The sequence below is a fragment of the Nonomuraea sp. NPDC050733 genome, from assembly GCF_040654215.1.
Taxonomy (GTDB): Bacteria; Actinomycetota; Actinomycetes; order Streptosporangiales; family Streptosporangiaceae; genus Nonomuraea.
In genome coordinates, this window is the sequence record NZ_JBFAHO010000034.1 from 26,264 (window position 1) to 41,772 (window position 15,509).

Annotated in this window: 15 protein-coding genes; 7 read left to right on the forward strand and 8 right to left on the reverse strand. The window is 72.6% G+C overall.

All coding sequences use genetic code 11. From position 1 onward, the window contains the following. Positions 1-60: 60 nt before the first annotated feature. Entirely contained in the window at positions 61-1,164 is a 1,104-nt protein-coding gene (gene rlmN, locus AB0H64_RS34810; RefSeq protein ID WP_357633150.1) for a 23S rRNA (adenine(2503)-C(2))-methyltransferase RlmN, read from the forward strand. Positions 1,165-1,316: 152 nt separating this feature from the next. Here rlmN and AB0H64_RS34815 read toward each other — a convergent pair whose 3' ends face one another. Next, positions 1,317-1,988: a hypothetical protein gene (locus AB0H64_RS34815; protein ID WP_357633154.1), complete on the reverse strand. Its 672-nt coding sequence runs from the start codon at positions 1,986-1,988 to the stop codon at positions 1,317-1,319. Next, positions 1,985-2,746 carry an ATP-binding cassette domain-containing protein gene (locus AB0H64_RS34820; RefSeq protein WP_357633156.1) on the reverse strand — a complete coding sequence of 254 codons (762 nt, stop codon included), beginning with the start codon at positions 2,744-2,746 and terminating at the stop codon, positions 1,985-1,987. Before AB0H64_RS34820 ends, AB0H64_RS34815 begins: the two co-directional genes overlap by 4 nt. A 94-nt stretch (positions 2,747-2,840) precedes the next feature. Between AB0H64_RS34820 and AB0H64_RS34825 the strand changes: the two genes are divergently transcribed. Then, a complete protein-coding gene (locus tag AB0H64_RS34825; RefSeq protein WP_357633159.1) occupies positions 2,841-3,392 on the forward strand; it encodes a DivIVA domain-containing protein in 552 nt (183 codons plus the stop codon). A 12-nt stretch (positions 3,393-3,404) separates the two neighbouring features. On the opposite strand, the gene AB0H64_RS34830 is transcribed toward AB0H64_RS34825, so the two are convergent. From AB0H64_RS34830 to iolC, 6 genes are all read right to left on the reverse strand, one after another. Beyond that, positions 3,405-4,043 (reverse strand): HAD family hydrolase, encoded by a 639-nt coding sequence (locus AB0H64_RS34830; RefSeq protein WP_357633162.1) that lies wholly within the window; start codon positions 4,041-4,043, stop codon positions 3,405-3,407. A 70-nt stretch (positions 4,044-4,113) separates the two neighbouring features. Continuing rightward, positions 4,114-5,175 (reverse strand): AI-2E family transporter, encoded by a 1,062-nt coding sequence (locus AB0H64_RS34835; RefSeq protein ID WP_357633164.1) that lies wholly within the window; start codon positions 5,173-5,175, stop codon positions 4,114-4,116. Between the two features lie 78 nt (positions 5,176-5,253). Continuing rightward, on the reverse strand, positions 5,254-7,113 hold the full coding sequence (gene iolD / locus AB0H64_RS34840; RefSeq protein WP_357633167.1) for a 3D-(3,5/4)-trihydroxycyclohexane-1,2-dione acylhydrolase (decyclizing): 1,860 nt from the start codon (positions 7,111-7,113) through the stop codon (positions 5,254-5,256). Then, positions 7,110-7,964, reverse strand: coding sequence for a 5-deoxy-glucuronate isomerase (iolB, locus tag AB0H64_RS34845; protein WP_357633169.1), 855 nt, complete (start codon positions 7,962-7,964; stop codon positions 7,110-7,112). The genes iolD and iolB overlap by 4 nt, the downstream gene beginning before the upstream one ends. Next, complete coding sequence (locus AB0H64_RS34850; protein WP_357633172.1) at positions 7,964-8,899, reverse strand: deoxyribose-phosphate aldolase; 936 nt, start codon at positions 8,897-8,899, stop codon at positions 7,964-7,966. The genes iolB and AB0H64_RS34850 overlap by 1 nt, the downstream gene beginning before the upstream one ends. Beyond that, positions 8,896-9,819, reverse strand: a complete 924-nt coding sequence (gene iolC, locus AB0H64_RS34855; protein WP_357633174.1) for a 5-dehydro-2-deoxygluconokinase — start codon at positions 9,817-9,819, stop codon at positions 8,896-8,898. The genes AB0H64_RS34850 and iolC overlap by 4 nt, the downstream gene beginning before the upstream one ends. A gap of 288 nt (positions 9,820-10,107) precedes the next feature. Between iolC and AB0H64_RS34860 the strand changes: the two genes are divergently transcribed. The 5 genes from AB0H64_RS34860 to AB0H64_RS34880 are packed head-to-tail and all read left to right on the forward strand — an operon-like array spanning position 10,108 to position 15,469. Further along, positions 10,108-11,481 carry an extracellular solute-binding protein gene (locus AB0H64_RS34860; RefSeq protein WP_357633177.1) on the forward strand — a complete coding sequence of 458 codons (1,374 nt, stop codon included), beginning with the start codon at positions 10,108-10,110 and terminating at the stop codon, positions 11,479-11,481. Beyond that, on the forward strand, positions 11,456-12,391 hold the full coding sequence (locus AB0H64_RS34865; RefSeq protein WP_357633179.1) for a sugar ABC transporter permease: 936 nt from the start codon (positions 11,456-11,458) through the stop codon (positions 12,389-12,391). Before AB0H64_RS34860 ends, AB0H64_RS34865 begins: the two co-directional genes overlap by 26 nt. Then, positions 12,388-13,206: a carbohydrate ABC transporter permease gene (locus AB0H64_RS34870; RefSeq protein ID WP_357633182.1), complete on the forward strand. Its 819-nt coding sequence runs from the start codon at positions 12,388-12,390 to the stop codon at positions 13,204-13,206. The genes AB0H64_RS34865 and AB0H64_RS34870 overlap by 4 nt, the downstream gene beginning before the upstream one ends. Next, entirely contained in the window at positions 13,206-14,285 is a 1,080-nt protein-coding gene (locus AB0H64_RS34875) for an ABC transporter ATP-binding protein (protein WP_357633184.1), read from the forward strand. The genes AB0H64_RS34870 and AB0H64_RS34875 overlap by 1 nt, the downstream gene beginning before the upstream one ends. Continuing rightward, on the forward strand, positions 14,282-15,469 hold the full coding sequence (locus tag AB0H64_RS34880) for a CehA/McbA family metallohydrolase (protein ID WP_357633187.1): 1,188 nt from the start codon (positions 14,282-14,284) through the stop codon (positions 15,467-15,469). Before AB0H64_RS34875 ends, AB0H64_RS34880 begins: the two co-directional genes overlap by 4 nt. Positions 15,470-15,509: the final 40 nt, after the last annotated feature.

The window sequence follows — 15,509 nt, forward strand, 5'->3', positions numbered from 1 at the left end:
GCCTTCGCGCCGAGCGTTCACTACCCTGGTCGGTAACCCCCTCTAGCAGAAGGCAGTCCCGTGTCCCAGCAGCCAGGTCAGCTCACGTTCGTCGCGCCGCGCAGGGCCAAGCCCGCCCGGCACCTGGCCGACCTGTCCATGGCGGACCGGCGGGCGGCGGTGACCGAGCTCGGGGAGAAGGCGTTCCGCGCCGACCAGCTGTCGCGCCACTACTTCGAGCGCCTCACCGCCGACGTGGACGCGATGACGGACCTGCCGGCGGCCTCACGCGACAAGCTGTCGACGCTGCTGCCGTCGCTGCTCACCCCGGTCAAGGAGCTGACGACCGACGCCGGCACGACCCGCAAGACGCTGTGGCGGCTGTTCGACGGGGCGCTGGTGGAGTCGGTCCTCATGCGCTACCCCGACCGGGTCACGATGTGCGTGTCGTCACAGGCCGGCTGCGGCATGAACTGCCCGTTCTGCGCCACCGGCCAGGCCGGGCTGACCCGCAACATGTCGACCGCCGAGATCGTCGAGCAGGTCGTGTCGGGCGCGCGGGCGCTTGCGGCGGGCGAGGTGCCGGGCGGGCCGGGCCGGGTCAGCAACGTGGTCTTCATGGGCATGGGCGAGCCGCTGGCCAACTACAAGCAGGTGATCGGCGCGGTGCGCCGCCTGGTGGAGCCGGCGCCGCACGGGCTCGGCATCTCGGCGCGCGGGGTCACGGTGTCCACGGTCGGCCTGGTGCCGGCGATCGGCAAGCTGGCCGAGGAGGGGCTGCCGGTGACGCTCGCGCTGTCGCTGCACGCGCCGGACGACGAGCTGCGCGACACGCTGGTGCCGATCAACACGCGGTGGAAGGTCGCCGAGGTGCTCGACGCGGCGTGGGCGTACGCGGCCAGGACGAAGCGGCGGGTGTCGATCGAGTACGCGCTGATCAAGGACATCAACGACCAGGAATGGCGGGCCGACCTGCTCGGCAAGCTGGTGCGCAACAAGCTGGTGCACGTCAATCTGATCCCGCTCAACCCGACGCCGGGCTCGAAGTGGACGGCCTCGCGTCCGGAGGACGAGCGGGCGTTCGTGCGCCGGCTGCAGTTCCACGGGGTGCCGGTGACGGTCCGCGACACGCGCGGGCGCGAGATCGACGGCGCCTGCGGCCAGCTCGCCGCCGCGGACGCCTGAGTCACCCATCCTTCACGGCAAGGCCAGGCAGCCCCCACCCGCCGCACAGGGCTGAGGACCTCCAGGAAGACGCCCGCTGAGCCCGCACGGGGCCGGCCGCCGTTACGCGCGCACCGCCGGCCGGGGACCACTCACCGGCTGGACCGGAGCCGTCAAGGTCTCGTGCGTCGCAGGTACCCGTACACGCCCAGCCCCACGAGGCACCACGCGAGCGAGATGGCGCCCAGCCCCGGCAGCTCGGCCACCAGCCGCCCCGCCGCCGCGGCCTTCATCCAGGCCGCCACCGGCACCGTCAGCCAGTACGCGGGAGAGACGCTGAGCACGAGCATCACCAGGAACCCGCCCACGAGCCCCATGGCCGAGAACGCCGGTGACGGCACGACGGCCCGGCTGGTGAGAGCGCCGAGCGCGACCCCGGCCAGGGCGGCGAGGGCGTGGACCACCGCGCCGGCGATGGAGACGCCGGGCGGAGGAGCGGCGGACAGGCCGAGCGCCAGCCCGCAGCCCAGGGCCAGTGTCGCGAACGCGCCGCACGCGACCAGGGCCGCCAGCAGCCCGGCGGCCGTCTCGCGCCCGCGCCCGCCCGCGGCGGTGGCGGAGATGGCGCGCTGCTCGTCGGGCTCGGTGTCGAGCAGGCTCCGCGCCGCCCAGGCCAGGAACGGGATGATCAGCACGGCCCCGTCCGTCAACGCGGCCGCCTCGGAGCCGCGGGGCGCGCGGCTGGCGTAGACGATCGAGAGCGTGATGATGACGGGCAGCAGGGCCTGGTAGACGCGGTGGGAGCGCACGTAGGCGGCGAGGCGGAAGACCACCAGGGCAGTCACGGGGCCTCCTCGCCGGTGAGGGCGCGGGCCCGGTAGCCGTCGTCGCGGGTCCGGCGCAGGAACGCCTCCAGGTCGCGGGCCGGCACGCTCACCTCGACGGTCACCGTCTTCTCCTCGTCCACGTTCCAGGGGGCGGCGTCGGGGGAGGGCACGGGCGGCGGGCCGGCGTGCTCGCTCAGGTGGCCGTCGCGTAACGACCAGAGGCGCAGCCCGGCCAGCGTGCGCAGTCCGCCCTGGTGGTCGCTCGCCACGACGATGCCGTCCCGCGCGGCCACCTCCGTGACGATGCCCGGCAGCGCGTCGCGGGTGTCCAGGTCCAGGCCCGCGAACGGCTCGTCCAGCACCAGCAGCCCGGGCTCGGCCATGAGCGCCTGCACCAGGCCGACCTTGTGCGCCGTGCCCTTCGACAGCTCGCCCAGCCGCGCGCCCGCGAACCGGGCCAGGCCGAGGCGCTCGGCCCAGGGCTCCCAGCGGGCGCCGCCGCGCACGCGCGCCATGTGGCCCAGGTAGCCGGCCACGGTGAACGGCTGACCGGTGGGGAAGCGGTCGGGGACGTACCCGACGACGCCGGGCCGTCCGGTGACGGTCCCGGAGGTGGGCCGGGTGAGACCGGCCAGCAGGCGCAGCAGCGTCGACTTGCCCGCGCCGTTGGGGCCGCTGAGCTCGACCACGTCACCGGGAGCGAGGCGGGCGTCCGCGGCCTCGATGACGTAACGGTCGCGTCTCCGGTAGCGGAATGACACCTGAGCGAGCCACATGGTGCTGTAACGGTATAAGGCGGCTCGCATCATCGGGATAAAGAACCCCACAATAGAGATCGAAACCCCTCAGCAGCTTCCGGGAGGAGTGGGCTTGAACCGCTTTCCGCGCGTCATGGGCATGCGTTCCGGATATGACCCGGCCGAGGTCGACGCCCTGATCGGGCGCATCGAGTCGGCGCTGGGCCGGGGAGCGGGTGAGGCGGAGCCCGTGACCGCCGACGACGTTCGCCGGGCCACCTTCCGCCCCAGGCGCGGCGGCTACCACGAGACGGCCGTGGACTTCGCCCTGGAGGCGTTCGTCGTGGCGCTGGAGACACAGGCCAGGAGCCCCGTCAGGCTGGCGGCCATGGCGGAGCCGACCGGGGAGATGCTGCGCGAGGAGTGGTTCGAGACACAGGCGGCGCGGGTGGAGCGGGTGGCGTTCCGGCCCGGCCGGATGGGAACCGGCTACAACGAGGACGAGGTGGACGCGTTCCTCGACCGGATCGTGGCCACGCTGCGCGGCACCACCGAGTACCCGGTGACGGCCAAGGAGGTGCGGGAGGCGAAGTTCTCGACCGTGCTGCTGAGGTCGGGCTACCTCATCTCGGACGTGGACGCCTTCCTGGCGGGCATCTCCGACGTGCTGGAGCAGCGCGGGTGACCCTGCGGCCGGTCAGAGCAGGGTGACCAGGCCGCGCAGGTCCGGCAGGACGTCCTGCGGCACCGACGGGTCGGCGGGCCGATCACCCTGCCGGTTGATCCACACGCGGCGCAGCCCCAGCCGGTGCGCCGGCACCATGTCGTGGACGTAGCTCTGCGCCACGTGCACCCACCGCTCGGGGTCGAACGAGTCCCTGAACATGGTGAAAGGCGCGAGGTCCGGCTTGTAGGCGCCGGCGTCCTCGGAGGTCACGACCGCGTCGAACGGCACGGGCAGCCGCCGCCGGGTCCCGGCGATCAGGTCGCGGTCGCAGTTGGTCAGCAGCGCGATCCGCCAGCCGGCCTCCCGCAGCCGGGCCAGCTCGGCGCCGACGTCGGGGAAGACGGGCCAGTAGGGGAGCGTGGCGGCCAGGATCCCGGCGTCGTCGGGCCGCAGCTCGACACTCTCCTCGGCGCAGGCGCGGCGCAGCGCCTCGGCCAGCACCTCGCGGTAGCGCAGGCCCGGAGACTCCTCCTGGACCGCTTGCTCGTGCGGGATGTAGGCGTCGAGCAGCCGCTCGCCGTGTCCGGGCGCGACCAGCTCGGCGCTGGTCGCGATGCCGTGCCGCCAGTCCACCAGCGTGCCGAAACAGTCGAACGTCACCCATCGCATGGTGACCATCATGGCCCGTCTCTGGCCGGTTCGGGCAGACTCAGCCCGTCTCGGGCCGTCTTGGGCCGTCTCAGGCCGGTTCGGCCGGCCGGGCGGGGGCCGGAGCGGGCGGCGGAGCCGGAGGTGGAGCCGGGGGCAGCTCGTGCGCGGCGTCGTGGGCGCGGTCGTGCAGGAGGGCCACGATCACCGACGCGACCGGCGCGGCGAGGAACGCGCCGGTGATCCCGCCGACCAGACTGCCCACCGCGATGGCGATCAGGATGACCGGGGCCGGCAGGTCGAGCGCCCGGCCGTAGATCTGCGGCGCCAGCACGTGCCCTTCCAGCTGCTGCACGAGCACGGTCACCGCGACGACGATCAGCGCCACCAGCCAGCCCTTGGCCACGAACGCGACCACCGCGGCCAGCAGCCCCGCCACGAACGCCCCCACCACCGGCAGGAACGCCCCGACGAACGTCAGCACCGCGAGCGGCAGCGCGATGGGCACGCCCAGGATCCACAGCGCGAGCCCGATGAAGAACCCGTCCACCAGCCCCACCAGGGCGACGCCCCGGATGTAGCGGCCGACGATGCCGTAGATCAGCTCACCGGCCCGGTCGGCGCGCGGGCGGGCCTGGACGGGCAGCAGCTCGACCAGCCACCGCCACAGGTGGTCGCCGCCGTGGAGGAAGTAGATGGCCAGGACGACGGCCACCACGGCGCCGACGACGATCTCCCCCGCCGTCCGCACGCCCGTGAGCGCCCCGCTCGCGATCTGCCGCCCCTGCGTGGACAGGTAGTCCCCGGCCCGTGCGGTCAGGGACCCGCCGTTGAGGCCGAGCCGGGAGGCCAGGCCGTTCAGGTCGTTGACGGCCTTGCCGACGCTGTCGTGCAGCTCCGCGACGCTGGCCACGGTGGGCGGCACGACGAGCGCCACGAACGCCCCGGCGAGCAGGAAGCCGCCGAGGAAGACCACCGTGGTGGCCAGCGCCCGGTTCAGGCCGCGCCGCCGCAGCCACTCGGCCGGCGGGTGCAGCAGCGCGGTCAGGAGGAGGCCGACGACGATCGAGATGGCCACGGTACGCAGGACGGAGAACACGTAGAGCCCCACCGCGATGAGCGCGATCCATCCCAGCGCGCGCCACGCCCTCATGTCCGGCTCCCGGCCATCCCCGCCTCCCGACGTCGTGCTCGGTACAGAGGCGTTCCCCGGATCTCTCCGGGCAACCACTCAGTCCAGGGGCGCCAGGTGCTGCCGCTGCTCCTTCTTGCCCGACTCGTACGCCTGCCGCGCCTGCTCGCCCGCGGCCGTCGTGGTGACCTCCGCCACCGGCACGTCCCACCATGCCTCCGACGAGGGCGCCTGGCCGAGCGGGTCGGTGCGGACGTACACGACCGTGGTGGCCGTGGCCGCACGCGCCTCCTTCAGCGCCTCGCGCAGCCCTTCCACCGATTCGGCGCGCAGGACGGTGGCGCCCAGGCTGGCGGCGTTGGCGGCCAGGTCCACCGGCAGCGGCCCGCCGTCGTAGCGGCCGGCGCCCCGGTAGGCGTACGACGTGCCGAGCCGCTCGGCGCCGACGCTCTCCGACAGGGCGCCGATCGAGGCGAAGCCGGAGTTGTCGACCAGGACCACGACCAGCTTGATCCCCTCGGCCACGGCCGTGACGAGCTCCTGGGCCATCATGAGGTAGGAGCCGTCGCCCACCAGGACGAACACCTCCCGCTCGGGCGCCGCCAGCTTGACCCCGAGGCCGCCGGCGATCTCGTAGCCCATGCAGGAGTAGCCGTACTCGACGTGGTAGGAGCCGGGGCCGCTGGGCCGCCAGAGCTTGTGCAGGTCGCCCGGCATGGAGCCGGCCGCGCACACCACCACCCCGTCGTCGCCCGCGGCTGCGTTGACCGCGCCGAGCACGGCGCCCTGCGGCAGCGGTGAGCCGTCCTGCCCGTAGGCGGCGTCCACCGTGGCGTCCCAGGCGCGGATCAGCGCGGCGGCCCGCTCGCGGTACGCGGCGCCGGTGTCCCGGCCGGCCAGCGCCTCGCCCAGGTCGGCCAGGCCCTCGCGGGCGTCGCCCACGAGCTGCAGCCCGGACAGCTTGGCCGCGTCGAAGGCGGTGACGTTGAGGTTCACGAAGCGCGTGCCGGCCCCGAACAGGGAGCGGGAGGCCGTGGTGAAGTCGCTGTAGCGGGTGCCGACGCCGATGACCAGGTCGGCCTCGCGGGCCAGTGTGTTGGCGGCCGTCGTGCCGGTCGCGCCGACCGCGCCCAGCGCCAGCGGGTGACCGTGCGGCAGGGCGCCCTTGCCGGCCTGCGTCTCGGCCACCGGGATGCCGTGGGCCTCGGCGAACTCGCGCAGCCGCTCGGCGGCCTCGCTGTAGAGGACGCCGCCGCCGGCGATGATGACCGGCCGGGCTGCCGACCTGACCAGCTCGACGGCCCTGGCCACGGCGGCCCGCTCCGGACGCTGCCGGGGGATGTGCCAGACGCGCCGCTCGAACAGCTCGTCCGGCCAGTCGTACGCCTCCGCCTGGACGTCCTGCGGCAGCGCGAGCGTCACCGCGCCGGTCTCGGCCGGGTCGGTGAGCACCCGCGTGGCCGCGAGCAGCGCCGAGGGCAGCTGCTCGGGCCGGTTGACGCGGTCCCAGAAGCGGGAGACGGGCCGGAAGCAGTCGTTGACCGACACGTCGTACGAGCGCGGGTCCTCCAGCTCCTGGAGCACCGGGTTGGCCACGCGGGTGGAGAACACGTCGCCGGGCAGCAGCAGCACGGGCAGCCGGTTGATGGTGGCGCCCGCCGCGCCCGTGATCATGTTGGTCGCGCCGGGGCCGATGGAGGTGGTGCAGGCCAGCGTGGACAGGCGGTTGGCGGCCCGGGCGTAGGCGGCGGCCGTGTGGACCATCGCCTGCTCGTTGCGGCTGAGCCGGTAGGGCAGGTCCTCCTCCGAGGTGGCCAGGGCCTGGCCGAGCCCGGCGACGTTGCCGTGACCGAAGATGCCGAGGCAGCCGCCGAACAGCCGGTGCTCGGCGCCGTCGCGCTCGGTCCACTGGGCGGCCAGGAAGCGCACGACCGCCTGGGCGACGGTCAGGCGCGTCATCGCCCGCCCCCGAACGGCAGGCGCGGGTCGACGGCCTGGTCCTGCCAGGTGGCGCGGATCCAGGCGTGCCGGGGGTCGTCGCAGAAGGCCATGGTCCGCTCCTCGGCCGGTCCGGCCAGTACGTTCAGGTAGTACATGTCGTAGCCGGGCGCCGCCATCGACGGGCCGTGGTAGCCGTAGGGCACGAGCACCACGTCACCGGAGGACACTTCGGCGAGGGTGTCGACGCGGCCCCGCTCGGAGGAGTAGACCCGCTGGTAGCCCTGGCCCTCGCCGGCCACCTCGAAGTAGTACACCTCCTCCAGCACGGCCTCGCCCGCGCCGGGCGTGTCGTGCTTGTGCGGAGGATAGGACGACCAGTTGCCGCCCGGGGTGAGCACCTCGACGGCCACCAGCTTGTCGCAGTCGAAGACGCCGGGGGCGCCGAAGTTGTTGACCTGGCGGCTGGCCTGGCCGGCGCCGCGCAGCTCCACCGGCACCTGCGAGGCGGGCACGTACCGGGGCTCCAGCGCGCGGCCGGCGCGGGCGGACGGCAGGGCGATCCGGCCCCGTCCCTCCAGCGTCACCTCCGAGGAGATCGGCAGGTAGGCGAAGTCGGAGGGGCCGTGGAAGACCGACTCCCGCCCTTCCAGCCGCCACACGACCTCGGCCGAGCCGGAGGGGGCGCACCGCACGGTGCAGGAGCCCGCCAGCGGCAGGACGATCATCTCCTCCCCGCCCGTGGCGAACGACACCGGCTCGTCCCCCAGCTCCACCACCCGCAGCCCTGAGTACGTCCAGCCGGCCACGTCCGGGGTGATCTCCACCGACCAGGGCCCGTTGGCGGCCTTGCCGTACGGAAGGTATGTCATCAGCCAACCTCTCGAATCAGCGCGGCCGCACCGTCCACGGCCGTGGCGACGTCGTCGTCCGGAGGGTAGAGCAGGGCGCGGCCGATCACGAGACCGCGCACGCCGGGCAGCCGCAGCGCGCGCCCCCAGTCGGCGTAGGCGGCGTCCATGTCGGGCGGGTCGCCGCCGAGCAGCAGCGCGGGAAGCGTGGTGGCCGCCATGACCCGCTCCATCTCCGCGACTGCGGGGATCTTCAGCCAGGTGTAGGCGGAGGTGACGCCGAGCGCCTGGGCGACGCTGATCGACCGGATCACCGCGTCGGGCGACAGGTCGTTGCGCAGCGGCCCGCCGCCGGAGCGGCTCGACCAGAACGGCTCGACCATGGCGACGAGCTGCCGCCGGGCCAGGTCGGTGATGGCGTGGGCGCACGACTCCAGCGTGGACACGGTCGCGTGGTCGTCGGGGTCGATGCGGCACAGCATCTTGCCGCCGTCGAGCCGCATGGCGTCGATGGAGGCGGCGTCGTAGCCGGTGAACCGGTCGTCTGCCTCGAACACCGATCCCTGGAGGCCGCCCCGGTTCATCGAGCCGAAGGCCAGCTTGCCTTCCAGGCCTCCCAGCAGGAGCAGGTCCTCCAGCACGTCGGGGGAGGCGAGGATGCCGTCCACGCCGGGCCTGGCCAGGGCCGTGCACAGCCGGTCCAGCAGGTCCGTGCGGCTGGCCATCGCGAGCGGCCGGTCCCGTACGGACAGCGAGCCGCGGGCCGGGTGGTCGGCGGCGATGACGAGCAGCCGCTCGTCCTCGCCGGGCAGCCCGCGCCGGCGTCGCCGTGCCGCTGCCCGCGCGATCTCACCGGGCCGGGTGGAGCGGATGCGGGTGAGCTGCTCGTAGCGGGAGTCGGTGGTGGCAGGGGAGCCGTTGGACACGGCATCGGTGGGCAGGATCACGTCACTCATTGGAGGGCAAGCACCTCGTCCGTGGTCGGCATGGCGTCGGCGCAGGCCAGGCGGGCGGCCACGTAGGCGCCGGCCGCGTTGGCGAAGCGGACGGTCCGCTCCAGCGGCCAGCCCCGGATCAGCCCGAGGCACAGGGCGCCGCCGAAGGCGTCCCCGGCGCCGATGCCGTTGACCACCTCGACCTTGACCGGCTCCACCACGGCCCGCTCGTCCGCGGAGCGGGCCAGCACCCCTTCGGGCCCCATCTTCACCACGGCGACCCGCATCCCGGCGTCGAGCAGCGCCTGTGCCGCGGCCTCGGGGTCGCGCGTGCCGACCGCGTTCTCGACCTCGTCGAGGTTGCCGACGGCCACGTTCGCGTGGGGCAGCATCTCGCGCACGCCCCGCCGGGCCGCCTCGGGCGACTCCCACAGCACGGGCCGGTAGTCGAGGTCGAACACGGTCCACCCGGAGCCGCGGGCGGCCAGCGCCGCGGCGTGGGCGGAGCGGCTCGGCTCCTGGCTCAGGCCGGTGGCGGTGAACCAGAACACCGTGGCCGCGCGGATCGCGTCCAGGTCCAGCGAGTCGGCGCTGATCTGGAGGTCGGGTGGGTGCCCGCCCCGGTAGAAGTAGATCGGGAAGTCATCGGGGGGGAAGATCTCGCAGAACGTGACGGGCGTGGGCGATCCCTCGACCGTGGCCACGAACGTGTCGTCCACGCCGAAGTCACGGATCGCCCGCCGTACGTACGCGCCGAAGGGGTCGGCTCCCGTGGCGGTGATGACCGCGGAGTGCAGGCCGTGCCGGGCCGCCGCCACGGCGACGTTCGTCGGGCTGCCGCCCAGGAACTTGCCGAAGGTCTCGACGCGGTCCAAGCCCACGCCTGTTTGCAGGGGGTAGACGTCGACGCCGCAGCGGCCGATCGTGATCAGGTCGAACAACGCACCTCCAGTGAGAGTCCCACTCCCCAGTATGATCTATTGTCCTGACATACCGATGTCCGTTCAGTGCTGCATTCTGCCAGTCCGAATCCCTACTGGGTAGGTGCCACCCCCGAGATCGTCCGAACCCGGGTCGTCGCCACCGGTCGGCGGGCCGAGGTCCCGAGTACTGTCGACACATCCCTGAAATATATCCAAACCTTTACGTCATCTAGATGTCATGACATATTGGCGTGGGCTCCGTTACGGATGAGTCGGAGGGTTTGCATGGGATTGCGGAGAAGATCGGTGAACGTGGTCGCGGTTCTGGCCGCGTCCGGTCTGGCGCTGACCGCGTGCGGTGGGTCGTCCGGTGACGGTGACGGCGGCACGATAGAGCTGACGATCGCCCAGAACGCCATCGCGGGCGGCAAGAACGCGAGGGCGGCGGACTTCGTCGCCAACTGGGTGGTTCCCAAGTTCGAGGCGGCCCAGAAGGCCAAGGGCAAGGACGTCAAGGTCAAGTTCGTCCCCAGCGGTGTCGACGACGAGCAGTACAAGACCAAGCTCTCCCTGGATCTGAAGTCCGGCAAGGGCGCCGACGTGATCGACATCGACGGCATCTGGGCCGGTGAGTTCGCCGAGGCCGGCTACATCAAGCCGCTGGCCGAGCTGGCCGGGCCCGAGGCGGAGAGCTGGGAGGGCTGGGCCCAGATCCCCGAGTCCGTGCAGGGCCTGGCCACCTTCAACGGCAAGAAGTACGCGTTGCCCGTCGGCACCGACGGTCGCGTGCTCTACTTCAGCAAGCCGCTCTTCCAGAAGGCCGGCCTGCCGGCCGACTGGCAGCCGAAGAGCTGGCAGGAGATCCTCGACGCGGGCGCCAAGCTCAAGACGGCCGGCGTGCCCGTGCCGATCCAGGTCAACGCCGGCACCGCGATGGGCGAGGCCACCACCATGCAGGGCGTGCTGCCGCTGCTGGCCGGGGCGGGCGGCGAGGTCCAGAAGGACGGCAAGTGGGCCGGCGCCGCGCAGCCGGTCAAGGACGTCCTCGGCTTCTACCAGAAGATCTACGGCGGCAGCGGCCTCGGCGACCCCCGGCTCCAGCAGGAGGCCAAGGGCCGCGACAAGTCGTTCCAGCAGTTCGCCCAGGGCAAGATCGGCATCCTGCTGGAGGGCGACTACTTCTGGCGCGGCGTCGTCAACCCCAAGGACGGCGTCGCCAAGATGGCCGACCGCGACCAGAGCGTCGGCTACGCCCTCATCCCCGCCATGGAGCCCGGCAAGGGCATCCGCGGCCAGGACTTCGTCAGCATGTCCGGCGGCGCGCTGCGCACGGTCAACCCGAACAGCAAGCACCCGAAGGAGGCCTTCGAGCTGCTGGCCTTCACGCTGTCGCCCGAGGCGCTGAAGGAGGAGACCAAGGACGGCAACGTGCGCATCACCCCGCGCACCGACGTCAACAAGGAGATCCTGGCCGGCGAGCCGCTGCTGACGTTCATCTCGGAGAAGGTGCTGCCGCTCACGGCCTACCGGCCGCCGGTCGCCGTCTACCCGCAGGTGTCGGTGGCGCTCCAGGAGGCCACCTCGGCGGTGGTCAGCGGCAAGACGCCGGACGAGGCGGCCGCCGAGTACCAGAAGAAGCTCGAAGGAATCGTCGGTGGCGCAGGTAACGTCTCCTCCTGACCTCGCCGGCGCGGCCACGGACTCCACGGCCCGCCGCTACAGCGTCGACGCGGCGGGCCTGGGCCGGTGGCGCGCGGGCGCCTTCGTGGCCCCCGCGCTGCTGCTCATCGCGGTCTTCCTCGTCTTCCCCGCGCTGTGGGTGCTCTATCTCGGGCTGACCGACTACCGGCTGACCGGCGTCGCCGCAGCCGACCCGAAGTTCGTCGGGCTCGACAACTTCCTGTCGGCGATAGGCGACCCGTCGTTCTGGAACTCGACCTGGCTGACCGTCCAGTTCGTGCTCGGCTCGGCGGTGATCGGCCAGGTGGGGCTCGGGTTCGCGATCGCCTGGCTGCTGCGCGACAGGCGCGGGCCGCTCAAGCGGATCGTCGAGGGCCTGGTCATCCTGGCCTGGATCCTGCCGAGCGCCGTCGTGTCGTTCCTGTGGGTGGCCCTGCTCGACGCCGACGGCGGCACGCTGAACGCGCTGCTCGCCACCGGCGACTACGCCTGGCTGCTCGAACACCCGATGCTGTCCATCGTCATCTTCAACACCTGGCGCGGCACCGCGTTCTCGATGATGCTGTACGGCGCCGCCCTCGGGAACGTGCCGCCCTCGCACCTGGAGAGCGCCCGCCTGGCCGGAGCCTCCGGCTGGCAGCAGCTCAGGGACGTGGTCTTCCCCCACATCAAGGGGCACATCCTCACCAACCTGCTGCTGATCAGCCTCTGGACGTTCAACGACTTCACCCCGTTCATGATCACCGCGGGTGGTCCCGAGGGGAAGAGCGAGGTGCTGGCCGTCCACGTCTACAAGGTCGCCCTGCAGGGCGGCCAGCTCGGCTACGGCGCCGCGGTCTCCACGGCCATCCTGCTGATCAACCTGGTCGTGGCGGTGTTCTATCTGCGCCTGCTCAGGAGCAAGAGATGACACGCTTCGTGCTGGGCCGGATCGGCTTCTACACGCTGACCGCGGTGCTGCTCGCCTTCTTCACCATCCCGCTGCTGTGGCTGGCGTCGGCGCCGCTGACCAGTGATCCCACCTACGAGGTCCGCATGCCGGACTTCACCTTCGACAACTTCCAGGCCATCCTGGAGCACCCGTACGCGCTGCCGTCGCTGTACAACTCGCTGCTGCTGTCCGTCGGCACGGCCCTGCTCGTGGTCCTGCTGTCGGCGCTGGCCGCCTACGCGCTCAGCCGCGTGCGCCTGCCCGGCCGCGACGCGCTGCTCTACGCGCTGCTGCTGCTCTCGTCGATCATCACGGGCACGGCCGCGATGGTGCCGCTGTTCCAGCTCGCCGTCGAGCTCGGCCTCATCGACTCGCAGCTCGGGCTGATCCTCATCCTGACCGGCGGCCTGCTGCCCGCGGCGATCTTCATGCTCAAGGACTTCATGGACTCCACGCCGAAGTCGTACGAGGAGTCGGCGCGGGTCTTCGGCGCCTCGCCGCTGCAGATCGTCGCGCACGTGGTCGTACCCCTGGTACGGCCCGGCCTGGCGACGATCGCGGTGTGGGCCGTGGCCAACGTCTGGGGCAACTTCCTCATGCCGTACCTGCTGCTCAGCGACGTGGAGAAGCAGCCGGCGGCGGTCATCATGTACACGCTCTACACCGAGGGCGGCCAGGCGAACCTGCGGCTGTTGTCCACGTTCGGACTGCTCTACTCGGTGCCCGTGGTGCTCATGTACCTGTTCGTCAGCAAGAAGTACGGCTTCCGCTTCCACGGAGGGATCAAGCGGTAATGGCGGCAATCGAACTGCGAGGGCTGACCAAGGTCTACCCCGGCGGCGTCAAGGCGCTCGACTCGCTGGACCTGGTCATCCCCGACGGCGAGTTCTTCGCGCTGCTCGGCCCCTCCGGGTGCGGCAAGACCACCCTGCTGCGCACGATCGCCGGGCTGGAGACCGCCACCGGCGGCTCGGTCGTCATCGGCGAGCGCGACGTGACCTCCGTGCAGCCGGGCGCCCGGGACATCGCCATGGTCTTCCAGGACTACGCGCTGTTCCCGCACATGGACGTCACCGACAACGTCGCCTACCCGCTGCGCATCAAGAAGGTCCCCAAGGCCGAGCGCCACCGCAGGGCCGGCGAGGTCGCGGCCCGGCTGGGCCTGGAGCGCCTGATGGACCGGCGGCCCGGCCAGCTCTCCGGCGGCCAGCAGCAGCGCGTCGCGCTGGCCCGCGTCATGGCGACCCAGGCGCAGGCGTTCCTGTTCGACGAGCCGCTGTCGAACCTGGACGCCCGGCTGCGCCTGGAGGCCCGCACGTTCCTGAAGAAGCTCCAGCGCGAGCTGGGCGTCACCACCGTCTTCGTCACCCACGACCAGGCCGAGGCGCTGGCCATGGCCGACCGGATGGCCGTGATGGAGGCGGGCGTGATCCGGCAGATCGGCACCCCGGCCGAGGTGTTCCAGCGGCCCGCCAACACGTTCGTCGCCTCCTTCATCGGCTCCACCCCCATGAACCTGCTCGACGCCGTCGTCCGCGGTGACACGCTGGAGGTGGCCGGCCGCACCGTGCCCGTGCCGACCTCGGCCGCCGGGCTGCTGGCCGACGGCGAGAAGGTCGTCTACGGCGTACGGCCCGAGTACAACGCCTACGCGGCCAAGCCCGCGGACGGGTCGTCGGAGGGCTCGCTGGCCGGGAAGGTGGTGATCGTGGAGAACCTCGGCGCCTCCCACCTGGTGACCCTCGACGTCAACGACGTCACCGTGCAGGCCGTCGTGCCCGAGGGCAGCGAGCCGGCCGTCGGCGACGAGGGCTTCGCCGTGCCGCGCCGCGACCGGGCGCTGGTCTACCGCGACGGGGAGCTGGTGGGATGAGCGTGATCCGGGGGCGCTGGACCCTCGACGACCGGCTGGAGAGCATGCTCCGGGAGGTGCCGTTCGAGGTGCCGGCCGGGGCCGCGGGGGTGACCGTACGGCTGTCCTACGACCGGTCCCGGGGGGTGCTCGACCTCGGCAGCGGCAGCCCGCGAGGGTTCCGCGGCTGGTCGGGCGGCGCCCGGGACACGTACACGATCACGGAGGAGTGGGCGACGCCCGGCTACCTGCCCGGCCCCGTGGAGCCCGGCCCGTGGACGGTGTGGCTGCGGCTGCACCGCGTCCCTCCCGAGGGCCTGGACTACACGCTGGAGATCACCGTCGCCGACGCGGCGCCGCCCGCCCCGGTCACGGCCGAGCCGCCCGTCGCCGAGCGCCCGCCACGCCGCGACATCCCCGCCGTGGACGGCCTGCGCTGGTACGCCGGAGACTTCCACTCCCACACCGTCCACAGCGACGGCTCGCTGACCGTAGGCGAGCTGGCCGCGCTGGCCCGCGGTCGGGGACTCGACTTCCTGGCCGTCACCGATCACAACACGGTCAGCCACCACCCCGAGCTGACCTCGGCCGGCCGGGGCATCACGCTGCTGCCCGGCCAGGAGGTCACCACCGACCGCGGCCACGCCAACGTGTTCGGCGACGTCGGCTGGGTCGACTTCCGCGAGCCCGCCGACTCCTGGGCCCGGCACGCCCGCGACCACGGCGGCCTCATGTCGATCAACCACCCGCTCGGCGGCGACTGCGCCTGGCTGCAGCCCCTGGCCGAGCGGCCCCACGTGGCCGAGGTGTGGCACTCCGGCTGGTGGGACCGCCGCTGGGGCGCGCCCCTGGCCTGGGCCGACGCCTGGCGCGACGACCTGGTGGCGATCGGGGCCAGCGACTTCCACCGGCCGGGCGACGACGGCCTGCCCGGCTCGCCCACCACGTGGGTGCTGGCCGAGGACCCGGCCGCCGCGTTCGGCGCCGTGGCCGCCGGCCGCACCGCGATCTCGGCGGGGCCGGGGGAGCCCCTGCTGCTCCGGCTCGGCGACGAACTGCTCGCCCTGGACGCCGACGGCCTCGTCCTGGTCCGCCCCGGCGGCGGCCGGCAGGTCATCCGTGGCGCCCGGACCCTGGTGCCCGCCGGCGAGGGCCGGCACCGGCTGGAAACCTACGAGAACGAGGTGATCGCGCTATGCGAGTGAGCGCCGCCGCCTGGACTGAGGAGCGGCGGGAGCGCAGCGA